The organism is Terrimonas pollutisoli, from assembly GCF_029360765.1.
Classification (GTDB): Bacteria; Bacteroidota; Bacteroidia; order Chitinophagales; family Chitinophagaceae; genus Terrimonas_B; species Terrimonas_B pollutisoli.
Map to the genome: position 1 here is coordinate 32542 of NZ_JARKNA010000008.1, position 15804 is coordinate 48345.

Sequence of the window (15804 nt, forward strand, 5' to 3'; positions counted from 1 at the left end):
AAATCACCGGTCAATCGAAACTACCGGCCACATCAGTTTTTCTTTTGAATCAGAAATCCATTGTTTTCCTGGCTCACTTTTAAACCATTCAGTGTTGCTATTCGCTCTAAAATATTTTTCAGTTCCTCCGATTTTTCGAATTTGCCAATGAAATACATTCTCTTTACCTCTTTCTTCCTGTAGATAATTTTAACCTGGAACATATTGGCTAATTGATCAAATACCTCATCCAGGGCTTGATTATTGAACATAAACCATGACCCGCCGCTATCGCCGGGCAAAGAAGGGTTATCTTCCACCACCTTTTTATTGCTTTTTATTATTTTCCCCGAAACCGTTGCTGTCCTGAATGACCTGACTCTTACATTTACTTTTACCTTGTCATACACCAACTCAGTGCCTGCTAACAGTATATATTCCCGGCCGAGTTTTTTTGGTGTTTCAAGAGATGACTTTACAACGACCTTACCCTCGTACAACCTGATTGCGATTTTATCGCTCTGCGGGTATGAGCTGACTGTAAACTCAGTACCTAATGCTGTAGTGGAGACATCACCTGTCAACACCGTAAATGGTCTTGTGCTATCTTTTGCAACGGAGAACCCAGCCTTCCCGGTCAACTCGATATTCCGACGATTATGCTCAAACTTTTCTTTATAGCTTACCTCACTATTTTTGTATAACACAATCTCAGATCCATCTTCTAACCGGATTTTTTTAGGTATGGCTGAGGTATTAATTTCTTTCCTGGTAACAACACTATAGCTACTATCAATCTTATCATTTGTTTTTATCGCCAACTGCTTTTCCCCGGGGATATTCATGAAAATATTTCTTCCCATCCAAAGGATTGACAGTACCGAGGCGGCTATAGCACCAGCCAATATTATTTTTTTATTGATTATTTTTTTTCTGACAGCAGTGCCGTTAAAATCCGCTTTCTCCGGCCCACTGACCTGCTCATCCCCTACAACTTTTAAATGACCGGCCGATCTTTTCTTCCTGAAATATTCCCATTCACTATCAATATTTATCTTTTCCATACTGTGATCAACATCAATAAGCTCCCATGATCTCTTTACTTTTTCAAAATAATTCGCATTTTGATCGCTATCATTAATCCAGTTCCGTACGAGTATTTTTTCCTCCTCACTCAACTCATTTGCCAGATATTTTATTAATAGATCGTCCATCGGGTTGTCATTGTGCGTGCAGCAGTAAAACGATTTGGAATGAAAATACCCTTACAGGAAAGAAAAAAAATTGAAGAAAAAATACCGGCAAAATAAGACTTCATGAGTAAGGTAATTGGATAACCCGTCTCAATTTTACGAACGCCCAGTTCCTCTTCGCTTCAACGGCTTTTACCGAAAATATTCATTTGGTTTGCTACTTCAGCATGTTTCAATTCTTCATACCGGAAGAGTTTAAAGATTTTCTGCATTTGCAATGGCAACTCAGCTGGATATCCGCATTCATTTATTTAACCTCATATTTTCAAACTCGCTCCTGAATTTGCATACAGACATGCTTTGAATAAGATGCGTTTTATACCTTCCTTTTGTCTTATCGTATTTAAGAACGTCCGGGTTACTAAATTTTAAATGATCATTTAAATTCATTGCTATCGCTTATAACCTAATTCCTGCTCCCGCTTTAACCATATTGATTCCAACCTATACAGCTCAAGATTCAGCACCTGGCATTCCCCTCCCAAAGCCGATAAGCTAAGGTTCATATTCGATGCGTCGGGGTAAAACAACCTGGTAAAGGTTACTTCCCCTTCGTTTGCATATATTTCGATTGAATTCCTGTCGACGATAAATCTTAATTTGATCTGATTATTTACCAGAGTTATTTTTTCCTTCGCCCCCATGAAAAAAAGCTCCTGCAGCGATGAATTGTAAATGATCTTTTCTCCCCTGATATCAAATACGATTTCTTTTGATTTGCCCGGGTCGATTGCCGCAATGATCTCGAACACATCTCCCTTTATCTCCCCCATCAATTTTATTCCAGGCTTTACAGTTAAATTTTTCCAGGCATGCGGATCATATCGTAATTGCTTTATTCCGTCAATGGGATTCCGGCATAACACTGTTCTGCCGTTGATCGTTTTTAACGAAAGTTCTACGGGAAAAATCATTTGCTGGCTCCATATCCTGTCATGAACCGGAGGTTCATTAATCATCATGAAAGCCAATTGGTAAAAAGGGCCATCCCCTTCATAGGATTGTTTCCATGTTTGTGTGGCATAGATATCCTTTGTATAATAATTTGTCCGGCCGCCAGAGGTATTTAATACGGACTCTTCCCCCAAAGGATGTTTTTCACCGGTGGGTTTAAACCGTATCCCATCAAACTCCCCTATATAATAAGAGCCATTGCCATCAATTAAAACCCATTTCTTATTTTGATTATTTCCATCTAAGGGCATTTCAATCATGTCAGGGCATTCAAAAAAACCATCCAGCTGACTGAGAAAATGCCAGTCCAGCAAATTATCAGACTTGTAAAAGGAAAAGCCCGGGAAATCATATATGACCATTCGCCACGACTGGTCTGGCTTGAACCAAAAAACATTGGGGTCACGCCTGTTTTCTTTAGCCGGAATAACGGGGTTCTTTTTGTGCCGTATCCATGTCTTCCCCGCATCATTGCTAAAAGCAAGGCAAACGCCCCTCCCATAATCGGTATAAAAAACAACCATTGTTTTCTCGGCACCGGTTCGTAGACCCAATGTATTATTCCAGTCAATAATGCCGCTGCCGCTTCCCGGCCTGTTGTCAATAATTGTGTTGGTTATTGGCGGCAGCTGTTCCCAATAAATACAGTCATCGCTGACGGCGTGGCCCCAATTTTTATTATCCCTTCTTCTTTTCGACCATTCATCATACATATAAAACAGGTGATACTGCCCTTTATACCTTATTAAGCCGGTCGGGTCTGCTATTTGCCCGGTAATAGCAGTGTAATGAACCTGGGGCCGAAGGACCTGATTGTAATGCATATTCTCATACACATCGGCATAGTTTAACCGATAAGGATCGGTAGCCTCTATTCCTTTTTTTTGAGCTGAAGAATTCTCTTTTTTTGCATTTACCGCTTCTTCAGTTATTTGCTGGGCACCAACTTCATAGCGTAGTAAAAGCATTACTATTATAACCCTAACCTGACATTTCATGAAAATATCTTTGTGATGTTAAATTTTAATAGCCGGTATTTTGAACATACAACCCTTTCGTAAAATCAATCTCCTTTTGGGGTATAGGGAAATATTCATTTTTACCTTTTGTAAAGAAGGCTTTCTTTAAATAATCCCTTTTTGTTTTTTCAACAGCTAAATAAGCATTCAATGTTTCCGCCGCGATTCCCCATCGAACAAGATCAAAGAAACGTGGGCTTTCCATCGCAAACTCCAGGCGCCTTTCCCACTGAAGAGCCATTCTTGCATTTGCCTGCGTCCAGGTCAGATTAATACCGTCATATTCTGCGATCCGGTAATTTGAGGGGCTCGAACCGTCCAAAAACTTTGTTCTTCCGGTACTATTCTTTGCCCTGACCCTGATTTGATTGATCAATGGTCTGGCTTCCTCCTGGCGACCTAATTCAATAAGCGCTTCCGCTTTCCATAAAAGCAAATCGGCAAAGCGAATCACATCTACATTCTTGGAAGAACCGATATAGGGGCCTACTTTTTTAAAACAAGGACAATCAGCGGCCTGTTGTTCTTTCATATTTCCAAACGATCCATAGATCTGGGGGATTCTTTCCCAGCTATGCGAATAAAGAATTTTGGGATTATATTTAAATGGATGCCCCTGGATTCCTATGGTATGATCAATACGTGGATCAACAGTTGCACCTGCAGAAACAAGATCAGCATCTTTCAGGTCCGCATCGTTAAATGTGTTAAACATCGGAAGGCCATCCTGGTCTGTTTTAAAAGCATTCACCATGTTTTGGGATGGAATATGAAACCAACAGCAGCCATATTGAGGAGCATTACTATAGTTAAGGCTAGTAGACATACTCAACCTCCCATTTGTAGTACCATCATTAATAGAATATTGAATGGCAAATATGGACTCGGGACCATTATCATAATCCCATAAAAAATTCTCGGCAAAATCATTCGACAATTTATATTTACCGGAATTGATGACATCACTTGTCAATGCAACTACTTCTTCAAGCTTGTTTTTATTAATATTAATCACCTCATGATTTTCATTTTGTTCATAGGCCTGGTAAAGTCTGACTTTTGCCAGATAGGCTTCTGCTGATAAGCGGTTGACTCTCCCCGGCTGAGACTGGCTAACGGGAAGGTTGTCGACAGCAAATTGGAAATCATCCGCAATTATGTTCCATAACTCGTCATTGGAAAACGTGCGATTGGAAATTTTTAAAATATCATCATCAGAAGTTTCCTCATCGATATAGGAAAAGTATTTAAATAATATTTTCAAAAGAAAGTTAAGGTGCCCTCTCAGAAAACGGGCTTCACCCTGGCGGGTCTTTTTTTGAGGAAAATCTGCTTCCGAAACAGAATTGAGTTTCTTTAATGCAAAATTAGCCCTTGAGATTGCGCGATAGAGATTTGTCCAAGTAGCAGGAAAACCTGCGTTATTCGGAATTTGTGCCGCTTCTATCGTATAATATTGTTCTAACGCATCGTATTCTGTACGGTTGTTTACCGCGCCTCCACCTTTATAAGCGTCATCGGAATGCACACTTCCATATGCCCACATGCTACTGATAGGATCTTCGCGGTCGTCATTACCTATTGCTGCATAGGCTGCAGTTAAAAGGCCATCAATTGCCTCGGGAGTATTTAAATCACTTTCTGTAAGTGTACCCTTAGGTTTGGATTCTAAAAATTTCTGACAGCTAACGAAAGAAAGAATCGTTAGCAGCATTATTAATGTAATGAAGTTGTATTTCATAATAATTTGTGTTTGGAATTAAAGTGTAATGCTTAAACCTGCTGTAATAGTTGTTGGAAGCGGCCAAAAATCCAGTGAGCCTATTCTTTCGGGATCTTTACTTGTGTACTCCTTTGATTTAAGTACAAAAAGATTCTGCCCGATTAAATAAAACCTAAGACTATTTATTGAAACCTTACGAATGTTGAATGTTGGCAAACTATAGCCTAATTGAACATTTCTGAGCCGGAAGTATGATCCGTTTACAGTGAAGAAATCAGAAGGCCTCGTCTCATTATTATTGTTTACCAGGGAAAGCATAGGAACTCCCGAATTGGGGTTCTGCGGTGTCCATGCATGTAAAACACCTTTTCCATTATTTGATCCTACTGCGGCAAAACTATTCAGGGACTTCATGGGATCTGTGCCATTCTTGCCGGCAACCCCGGACCCAAAGATGGAAAGATCAAAATTTTTATACCCTAAATCAATGCGCAAACCGAATTCCAAATCCGGAAGCGTGGTTCCCAGCCAATCCTGGTCCAATGCATCAATTTTCCCGTCTTTATTCAGGTCCTTATACCTGATTCGGCCTATACCTTTGCCTGTTTGTGTGGCATGCGCATCCACTTCCGCTTGTCTTTGAAAAATTCCATCTGTTTTGTATCCAAAGATGGAAGCCTGTGAATGACCTAAAATAGTTTTCTCTACATTACCAGGGTAAGCTGTTCGTACTTCCTCGGGAAGACTGGTTATTTTGTCACTGAAATGAGCTGCGTTTGCACTTATAGTATAGGTAAATGCACCTGTGGTATTCGTATAATTCAACAAGAACTCCCAACCTTTATTACTTTTACTTGCACCATTCAGCCATTTTAGCTTCCCCTCGCCTACAGCGCTTGCTATCGGCGGCTGAATAAGAATATCGTAAGTTTTTCTGATGAAGTAATCAAATGTTCCATTGATCTTGTTATTTAAAAATCCAAAGTCCACACCGAGGTTCATTTCATCAGTGCTTTCCCATCTTAAATTTGAATTCCCTCCCTGAACCGAAACAAACCCCGAAGGCAATGCGCCACCATCATTTTGATTAAGGTCATACGATGTTCCAATATTATGATATAGGCCCTGGAGGGCGCCGTATCTTGGCTCAAAAAGTGCAAAACTAGCTGCATCTCCTATCTCCTGGTTACCGACGCGTCCTACCCCGATCCTCAGCTTAAGATCACTAACCGCTGAAATAGTTGAAAAAAAAGTTTCATTATTTATTCTCCAGCCAATACTGAAAGCCGGGAATAAGCCGTATCTATTTTCGGAGCCAAACCGAGATGACCCGTCTCTGCGTAGCGTAGCGGCGGCCAAATACTTATTAGAAAAAGAATAGTTTATTTTCCCAAAATAAGAGAACAACCGGTTCCCTGTCCCCGAACCACTATTGGTACTTCTTCCGGACCCGGCATTGAAATATATATAATCATCCGTTTGAACGGCAAAGCCTTCCCTGTATGCTCCAAACTGATCAAAGTTTTGCAGTATTGCTTCTGAACCACCCAAAAGATTGAACTGCGACCGCCCCCGGTTAAATTGATAATTAATGGTATTGGACCAGGTTAAACCCAAACGGTAAGTTTGCACTTTTGACAAACTATTTACTGTCCTTGCAAGAAACCCTTCTTTAAAAGCTATATCAATATTTTTATTAAGTGTACTTGAATAATCAACTCCGAAATTCGTTTTCAGGAACAAATTTTTAACAGGTTCGAGTTGTGCGTATACATTACCGAATGAAAGCAGTTCATTATTCTTGTCCCACCTGTTGATGAATTGCATATGCACCGGGTTATTCCGGTCGGGATAGCCTGCACCCAGCGCACCCGCATACTTCCCATCCGTAGTGTATACAGGAATCGTAGGAGACAAGGTTATTGCAAGATTGGGAACAGAAGCACCTCCCAAATCATTGGAGGATAGAACCTCTGACGACCTGGACAATTCAAAGTTCTCTCCAATTTTAAGTTTATCATTCAATAAAGTCGTGCTGGAGTTTATTCGTATACTATAGCGGTTAAAATTGGTGTACACGATCATCCCCGTGTTTTTATAATAACTGAGGTTGATTAATAAACTCGTCTTTCTTGTACCGGCGGTTATAGTGAGATCCTGGGAATTAATAATGGCGGTTTTGTATGTTTCTTTTTGCCAATCGGTATTTCCGACGGGTTCAGTAAGGTCCCCACCTACATAGGGTACGATATTTACTTTATTCAACACCGGGTTATTATAGTCTCCATTCCAGTCATATGTATAAATGGCTTTATGCACGGTTGGATTTGTCTTATCATTAACGGCCGCCATCCATAACGCCCTTCCTCTTTCCTCCGCACTTAATACATCTTCTCTCCAGGGCTTCTCCGTCTGAGCTGATATGCTGGAGTTAAACTGGATGCTAATTTTTTCCTGCGCTCCCTTTACCAATCCTTCTTTTGTAGTTACAATAATTACTCCATTAGAGGCCCTGGATCCATAAATGGAGGAGGCGGAAGCATCTTTTAGAACCTGGATAGAAGCAATTGAATTGGGATTCAAGCTGGAAAAAACCTGTGCTCTTTTTGTTGGCACACCATCTATAACATATAGAGGGCTTGCATCTCCTAATGTATTTAAACCCCTGATAAGAACTCTGCGGTTGGAGCCATTAGGTACCCCGCTTGTCTCAATATATAATCCCGGCACCTTACCTTGCAAAGCCTGCATGGGATTCGCTGCCGGAATATCTTTTACCTGCCCGATATTCACTACGGAAACAGCGCCGGTCAAATCCACTTTTTTTTGCGTCTGATAACCTGTTACAACAACTTGTTCAAGTTCCTTTCTTTCTTCTTCCAATTCTATTGCAAAATCTTTCAAATTGCTACCTGCACGAACAGTCGCTGCTTTCATTCCAACATAGCTAAATGAAACAGTTTCACCCATGGAAACCAGGATTGAAAATTTTCCATTGGCGTCTGTAATAGCTGTTCTATTCTTTGTTTGAACAGTTACCCCCTGCATGGGGTCTTTGCTTGTTTTATTAATAACAGTTCCGGATAGTTCTTTTTCCTGGCAAAAAACAGTTACTGCATAAAACAGGAATGTAATTAAAAGGGCAAATTTTTGCATAATCGTTAGTTTTAAGTTGCTATCGTTGGTATGTTTTCAAGAGTACCGCATAACTCAACTTATAAAATCAAATGAGAAGTTTTGCTCTTTTGCGCGGACAAACAATTGCTGATTGAAACACTATTTTGTTCCTATCGAACTGACACAGGCTTACCGCCCTGTTTCTTTGGTTGGCAAGAAAGGCTTTTGCAATATAAAATGGAGCAGTGACGGAGGAGACGCTAATGCACGGATCACATTTAAAAGTACACTGGATTGAATCCGCATTCCTGAGTGCTATGACCAGCGACGTGAAAGCAAATTTATCTTTTTCCATCTGGCAATTATTTTCAATCGTCAGGCTCCTAACTTAGAACAACAAATACCCGGGATCTTTGCTTGCTGTACGAATTGTTTGCAATCTTGTTTCTCATTACACTAAAACAATAATCAGCTTGCTTGTTATAACTTAAAAAAAATTCAGGCGTCTTGATCCGCGATTCTATTAATAGATCTTCTACCGGTTTGTCATTGTCCGTACGCAGTAAAACGATTTGGAATGAAAACACCCTTACAGGAAAGAAAAATAATTATGGAATGAATACCGGGCAAACAAGACCTCACTGGGCAAGGTAATAGGATAGCTTTTGTCTCAATTTTACGAACGCCCTGCCCATTTGCGTTTCAACGGTCTTTACCGAAATATTCATCTGGTCCGCTACTTCAGCATATTTCAATCCTTCATACCGGCAGAGTTTAAATATTTTTTGCATTTGCAATGGCAACTCAGCTATGGCCGCCTGGATATCCGCATTCATTTGTTTAAACTCAATATTTTCAAACTCGCTCCTGAATTTGCATACCGATGCGCTTTGAATAAGATGTTTTTCATACCTTCTTTTGACCTTATCGTGTTTAAGAACATCCAGGCTGTTATTATTTATTATTCGGTATAAATAAGCCAAAACAGGTACTTGCGGCGGAAGAGTAAGACGACTCTCCCACAGTTTTATAAATCCAGTATGCACAATATCCTTAGCTACCTCCATGCTAAACCCGAATTTGAGCTGGCAAAAGCCGCACAGGGATATGAAATGCTTTCTGAAAAAAAGTTCAAAAGCACTATTATCAGAAAACAATTCTTCAAGCGATTGTTCTTTATTGACAATATTTACGTTTTGATGTTGACTCATTTGAATCGGGAAGTATTTCCAATATTATTTTATAAGTAACAGCATGGCATTGCCCGAATAACCATTCAACGTTTTTATTTCTTTTTTACCGGCACCAGCCTGAATATAGCCCCAGGAGATTCAACCGATACATATATGTATCCATCTGGTCCCATCCTCACATCTCTTAACCGGCCGATATTCTTCAGTAGCATTTCTTCGTCGGTTATTTTGTTGTTTCTTATTTTACACTTGTTCAAATATTTAAACCGGAGTGATCCTACCAGTATATCTCCCTTCCAGTTTTTGTACCGGTCGCCGGTTACAAACGTCATCCCGCTTGGCGCAATGGAGGGCACCCAGTATAACTCCGGTTGTTCCATACCTTCCTTCTTTGTTATATTGGTAATTGGTACACCATTATAATTGATGCCGTAGGAAATAACGGGCCATCCATAGTTTTTTCCCTTCCCTATAATATTAATCTCATCGCCACCCCTTGGCCCATGTTCATTGATCCATATCTCACCAGTGCCTGGATTTATTGTCATACCCTGTGGGTTACGATGGCCGTAAGAGTAAATGGAAGGAACCGCATCTTTCTGGTTTACAAAAGGGTTATCCGCAGGAATACTGCCATCGTCCCTGATGCGGTGGATCTTACCCAATGAATTATTGATGTTTTGAGGATTTCCTTTTTCATTGCCCCGTTCACCTACTGAAATGTATAGCATGCCGTCCGTTCCGAATTGCAATCTCGAACCAAAGTGATGCCTTGTTCTTGAGAATGGCAGCGCCACAAATATGTTTTTTTGCTCCGTTAATTTGTTACCCTCAAGCCTGGCCCTCATCACTGCAGGGGTAGCCGATGTAACGCTGTCGTTCTTTTTTGGAAGCGAATAGGAAAAATAGATCAGGTGATTTGTTGAAAAATCAGGATGCAACGCAATATCCAATAGTCCACCCTGTCCTTCTGCTAATACTTCGGGAACACCTTCAATATTTTGTAATTCTCTACTGCGTGTAAGCCGGTACAATTTGCCCGACCGTTCTGTGACCAACATCCCGCCATCAGGAAGGAACGCCATACCCCACGGTACTTTCAGGCCTGCCACTACCGTGTCTAATCGAATATCCTGTGATGCTGATGTAAAAAGGCTGGACTGCAGGGAGACATCTTTAAAATCATATTTTTTTACATTGTTAATACCATTGAGTATATAATCAGTCAGCCCATTGATTTCATCATCATTGAACGTGGTATCGAAACCGGGCATGCCCTCATCCGGCCATCCCGTTTTGATTGAATAAAACAAATTCTCCTTCAGGTTTCCATGTTTCCATTTCCGGTCAACAAACATATCCATCTGTTCACCGTGACAGCCTGAACAATAATTTCTATAATTATTTTCAGGACTCCTCTCTTTCCCTCCTTTCTCTTTCGAAACAGATGAATTTATTTTCTGCTCCAGGCAGCCTGTATGCACCAAATAAAAGAGGAGCATAAAAAAAATCGTCATTAAACCGGAAACTTTATATATTTTAAATTGCTTCAACTGCATATTTTTTATTTGTTTTTAATCAACCGCTTCTCCCTGTTCATTCATCTATCCTTACCAAATTCTTTTTAATGCTGAATATTTCAGCCGACGTATTACAAAAGACTGATCCGATTTGATATTGACCTTATCATATGTTTTCTGTGGGAAAAAAATCCCTGTTAAAACGGTTAACCCGTCGTCTGCAAACACTTCGATTGATGATTCATCCATTACCAGCGTTAATTCCATGCCGGCCTTATCGGATATCCTGGGCGCCACTATTCTTTTGGCGAAATTCTTTTCAAAATCTATTTTGCCGGACATTGTTCTATCTACATAATATTGATTTGTATTTTTATCGAAGCCTGCAACAAGCTTTTCTCCAAGAGCGTTTGAAAACTGTATAGTAAAACTTTGAAGCTGCGCTGAAGTGATGCTTAGCTGATATCGTCCATTCTGAATTTTCAGCTTTTTCCTTAGATCAATTTCCTTATCGACCGAAATATTTTTGAACGAAACTTCATCGAGTTTAAGTTTGTCCAGTTCATCAACGGGGCTTGAAACGAGGTAATAATTATTATTTTCTTTGCGCACCTCCAGCTCTCTCGGCAAAGTCATTGCACTTCTCCACGATTGTGTAGGAACTTTATTTGCATACTGCCAGTTACTCATCCATCCTATGAATATCTTTCTGTTCCCGGTATTGAAGAATGTGACGCCGGCATAATTGTCCGTTCCATAATCCACCCACTTAGTAGAATTATCAAAAGGAGTAAATCTGTTGCCATCAAAATCGCCGACAAAATATTGTGTTGCCGATCCGCCGTTTGGACCACCGGGATTTATACTTACCAATAGCACCCACAGCTTTTTTCCATTCATATCAAACGATAAAAGATCCGGGCATTCCCAAACACCACCACGCGCCCCCAGTTCCTGGCCGAATTCACTTTCCTTTTCCCACTCTTTCAAATTAATTGATGAATAAAAAGTCACCCGGTCTTTTGTTGCCAATGTCATGATCCATTTGCTCCCGGGTTTATACCAGCTAACTTTGGGATCTCTGAAATCTTTTATTCCGGGATTTTGTAAAACAGGATTGCCTGCATATTTTGTCCAGGTGTATCCATTATCCAAACTATAAGCAAGGCTCTGGTATTGATAAGTATTTTTTCCCTCTTTTCTTACTACCGGATTACTGTGCGTAAATATGGCAACAAGGGGTATTTTGCCGTTTTTTCCAAAGCCGGAAGTATTGGCTGAATCAACAACAATGCTTCCGGAATAGATATAACCTAAGCTATCAGGATATAAAGCAATCGGCAGTTGCTTCCAATGTATCAAATCCTTACTGATAGCATGCCCCCAATGCATCGGCCCCCATATCGTGCTATCAGGATAATGCTGGAAGAACATATGATACGTATTGTCATAGTACACCAACCCGTTGGGGTCATTCATCCATTTTCCTTTGGGAGAAAAATGAATTTGCGGCCGGTATTGCTCATTATAAGCCGGATCAACATATAATTGTGCAAACACGGTTGATTGGATAAAAAGAAAAATGATTAGAGAACCAGTAGCTATTTTTTTCATAGTTATTATTATTCAATATTTTCTAAGGCTGTGGTTACTTATATATGTTTTTCAACTGCCACGCATCAAGTGAAATAAGTTCGCTGGACTGACCTTGCGAACGAACAGACAGACCAATACTATCATCACGTCCCGGGTACACCCTTGCCGCAACACATTGTTTATTATTTACAAATACTTCAACAATACTCTTGTCAATAAATATTCTTAGCTTAAGTTTCTCTCCCGGGTTGATCATTACAGGTGCTGTTTCAGGCGCCCGTGAAAGCACATCCGGTAGTATGGATGAATTGGATGTCTCAAGAGAAATAATACTGTTATAACTATATCTCCAGTCTTTCGGCCTGGGAACTTCATAAGGTCTCCCTTGGTGATATCCGCGTGTTTTAAAAAATGTAATACGGGTATATTCTTCTTTTTTCGGAGAACGTAGTACATTCAATTCTATCATGGGAGCATCCTTTGGATCTATTTCAGCTATTATCTCCATGGCATTGCCCTGTATATCTTTAAAAACGACTTCCTTATTGGCAGGTAAATTTGTAGCGCGTACATGATGATGATTAAACCGTAAGGACTCAATATCACCTGTGGGCTCCATCATAATTGTATCCTTGCCGGCTAATGTTAACCTTCTTGGTAAAGTCATCACCTGGTTCCAGCCGGAAGTTGGCTTTCCGGAATTCATATTAAATAAGATGATCACTCCTCCTTTTCCATCCGGTGTGGCTGAAGGTGCATGAACGCCTGAAGGTATGGCTGCGCCAAAATTAAATTTACCGTGAGCTGTAGCTTTGAATTTATCTTGTATCGTATCATAATCTCCCAGCAGGTATTGACCGCCGCTCATATGACTGAAAAAATTCAGTATATAACGATTGCCTATGGGCCAGAAATAAGGACAGGCTCCGTCATCGCCTGGCAAAGTGAAGCGATCACCTTCTACAAATTCTTTCAGGTAATCCCAGTGTATAAGATCAGTGGAACGAAAAAGATAATCAGCCCGCCATGATTTGCCTTCAATGCCATTGGTCGATCTTCCCGCGGACAGTGAATAGTACACCCCGTTTTTTTTCCAGATACAGGGATCAAAAACAGAATAAGGAAGACCCACCGGGCTGTTCAGCGGGATAACTGCATTTCCTGAAACCTTTCTCCAATTTAACAAAAGAGAGTCCTCAGCAATCGCCACCATATTTCCAACGCGGGTTCCATGGTACATGGCAATTACACGATTCTCTTCAACAAGCGTTGCACCGGAAAAACACTGGTATTCCGGGTTGGGGTATATGGCATAAGGAAGATCACGCCAATGAATAAGATCCTTGCTTACCGCATGTCCCCAATGCTGCCGCGTGTCTTCCGGCGGATAAGCCTGGTAAAAAAGATGCCAGTTGCCTTTCCAATAACAAAGGCCATTCGGATCATTCAGGTTGCCTTCAGGATTTATAAAATGATAGATGGGGCGATACTTATCACTTTCCATTTTTTTTCTTGCTATTGCAAACCGGGATAACAATGGATTTGATTTTAGTTCCAATTCCTGGCTGTCCGGTAAATTTGAAAAGCTGTACTTTGGAACCTTTGATGTATAATCAGGATTTCCGGATTGCGGGTAAATCTTTTGGATTACCGCACACCCTGTGACCAGCAAAAAAAATATTCGAAAAAATTTCATGTTTACCAACCGTTATTTTGTTTATATAATCCTTCCGTCAGGTTGATCTGATCCTGCGGTATCGGTAAATATTCGTCCCGCCCCTTTGTAAAAAAGGCGTTGTTTAAATAAGAACGTCGTGTTTTTTCAATAGCCAGGTATCCATTAAGCGTCTCTGCAGCTATTCCCCAACGGACAAGGTCAAAGAAACGGGGGCTCTCCATCGCAAACTCCAGCCTTCTTTCCCACTGTAAGGCTTTACGTGCAAAATCCTGTGTCCATGTACAGTTCACTCCATCCACGTAAGTTTCTATTCTGAAGTTGGAAGGATCCGTGCCATCTGACTTTTTCAATCTTCCTGTACTGTTGCGTGCTCTTATCCTCAATTGATTGATTAACGGCAATGCTTCGTTCTGCCTTCCTAACTCTATTAATGCTTCTGCTTTCCAGAGAAGAACATCGGCATATCTGATAATATCTGAGTTCTTGGCCGTGCCAAAAAAAGCTCCTACTTTTCTTAATCCCGGATCATCAGGTCTCAGCATTTCTTTCATCGTAGAATAAGGGCCATAGATCGTTGGGGTTCGTGCCCAGCTTGCACTATACACAAAAATGCTTTTATATTTATAGGGGTGTCCCGGTATCCCGACTGTATGATCAAGCCGCGGATCTACTCCATTCGTTTTGAAGTCAGCCGGATCCTTCATTTGAGAAACATTAAATGTGTCGAACATGGGAAGCCCCATTAAATCAGTCTTGAACGCATTTACCAGGTTTTGGCTGGGCTGGCTCCAGCCGCAACAGCCATATCCCGGCGCCAGGCTATAATTATGACTGCTGGCCATATTTAATCTTCCCTGGTCGGTACCATCATCCAATGAAAACTGTATTGCAAAAACTGATTCACTTCCGTTTTCAAACTCAAGCATAAAATTTTTCGCAAAGTCATCAGCCAAACTATACTTTCCCGAATTGATAACGTTATCACATAAGTTTACTACTTCATTTAGTTTCGCCTGGTTAATACTTGTAACCTTGTTTTGTTCATTCTGCTCATAGGCCTGGTACAAACGAACTTTTGCCAGGTAAGCATAAGCGGCAATCTTGCCGGCTCTTCCAAATTCAGCTTGTGATTCCGGCAGATTATCCGCCGCATATTGAAATTCATTTGCAATTTTTTCCCAACCCTGGTCATTTGAATATTGACGATTAGATACATACTTTAAACTGTCGTCAGAGACTGATTCATCCGCAAGAGGAACATACTTAAATAATGTTTTCAGTAAAAACCAATAATGTCCTCTTACAAATCTCATTTCCGCCTCCCGTTCCCTTTTTTTGGAATATTCAGTTTCGTCAAATTTTTCAATTTGCCTTAATGCAGTATTGGCTCTTGCTATACCGCTATAAATGAGTGTCCATACATCATTAATGCGGACCATATCGGTTGTGACCAGATTATATTGCTCCAGGGCGTTCAACTGACCGCCGCCACCATCCGCAATACTTCCGCCACCCTTGTATGCATCATCGGAACGGACAGCGCCATAAAGCCACATATTGGAAATGGGCATCGTTCCACCAAAATCATTTCCCAAAGAGGCATAGGCGGCGATGACCAGCTTATCGGCTTCCTCGGGAGTATTAAGAATATCAAGGGTCACAACTCCCTTGGGTGAATAATCCAAAAACTTTTTACAACCCGCATGCAGGATTATCATTAGCGCTGATACGATATATATTATATTATTACGTTTCATGAAAGAAGGTTGAGG

At 40.7% G+C, this 15804-nt stretch carries 10 protein-coding genes; 1 reads left to right on the forward strand and 9 read right to left on the reverse strand.

Features of this window, described 5'->3' with window-relative positions:
* Positions 1 to 32 precede the first annotated feature (32 nt).
* The 4 genes from P2W73_RS14515 to P2W73_RS14530 form a co-directional block, all read right to left on the reverse strand.
* Positions 33 to 1193 (reverse strand): FecR family protein, encoded by a 1161-nt coding sequence (locus tag P2W73_RS14515; protein WP_276502785.1) that lies wholly within the window; start codon positions 1191 to 1193, stop codon positions 33 to 35.
* Positions 1194 to 1624: 431 nt separating this feature from the next.
* Entirely contained in the window at positions 1625 to 3184 is a 1560-nt protein-coding gene (locus P2W73_RS14520) for a glycoside hydrolase family 32 protein (RefSeq protein ID WP_276502786.1), read from the reverse strand.
* A gap of 25 nt (positions 3185 to 3209) precedes the next feature.
* A complete protein-coding gene (locus P2W73_RS14525; protein ID WP_276502787.1) occupies positions 3210 to 4946 on the reverse strand; it encodes a RagB/SusD family nutrient uptake outer membrane protein in 1737 nt (578 codons plus the stop codon).
* A gap of 18 nt (positions 4947 to 4964) precedes the next feature.
* On the reverse strand, positions 4965 to 8084 hold the full coding sequence (locus P2W73_RS14530) for a SusC/RagA family TonB-linked outer membrane protein (RefSeq protein ID WP_276502788.1): 3120 nt from the start codon (positions 8082 to 8084) through the stop codon (positions 4965 to 4967).
* Between the two features lie 112 nt (positions 8085 to 8196).
* On the opposite strand from P2W73_RS14530, the gene P2W73_RS14535 reads away from it, so the two are divergent.
* Positions 8197 to 8343 (forward strand): hypothetical protein, encoded by a 147-nt coding sequence (locus tag P2W73_RS14535; protein ID WP_276502789.1) that lies wholly within the window; start codon positions 8197 to 8199, stop codon positions 8341 to 8343.
* Between the two features lie 340 nt (positions 8344 to 8683).
* On the opposite strand, the gene P2W73_RS14540 is transcribed toward P2W73_RS14535, so the two are convergent.
* The 5 genes from P2W73_RS14540 to P2W73_RS14560 all read right to left on the reverse strand — a co-directional run bounded on the left by P2W73_RS14540 (position 8684) and on the right by P2W73_RS14560 (position 15789).
* Entirely contained in the window at positions 8684 to 9256 is a 573-nt protein-coding gene (locus P2W73_RS14540; protein ID WP_276502790.1) for an RNA polymerase sigma-70 factor, read from the reverse strand.
* A 74-nt stretch (positions 9257 to 9330) separates the two neighbouring features.
* The gene (locus P2W73_RS14545) at positions 9331 to 10755 is read right to left on the reverse strand and encodes a PQQ-dependent sugar dehydrogenase (protein WP_276502791.1); all 1425 of its coding nucleotides are present in this window, start codon (positions 10753 to 10755) and stop codon (positions 9331 to 9333) included.
* Between the two features lie 93 nt (positions 10756 to 10848).
* Positions 10849 to 12372 (reverse strand): glycoside hydrolase family 32 protein, encoded by a 1524-nt coding sequence (locus P2W73_RS14550; protein ID WP_276502792.1) that lies wholly within the window; start codon positions 12370 to 12372, stop codon positions 10849 to 10851.
* Between the two features lie 34 nt (positions 12373 to 12406).
* Positions 12407 to 14050, reverse strand: coding sequence for a glycoside hydrolase family 32 protein (locus tag P2W73_RS14555; protein WP_276502793.1), 1644 nt, complete (start codon positions 14048 to 14050; stop codon positions 12407 to 12409).
* 2 nt (positions 14051 to 14052) lie between these two features.
* On the reverse strand, positions 14053 to 15789 hold the full coding sequence (locus P2W73_RS14560) for a RagB/SusD family nutrient uptake outer membrane protein (RefSeq protein WP_276502794.1): 1737 nt from the start codon (positions 15787 to 15789) through the stop codon (positions 14053 to 14055).
* Positions 15790 to 15804: the final 15 nt, after the last annotated feature.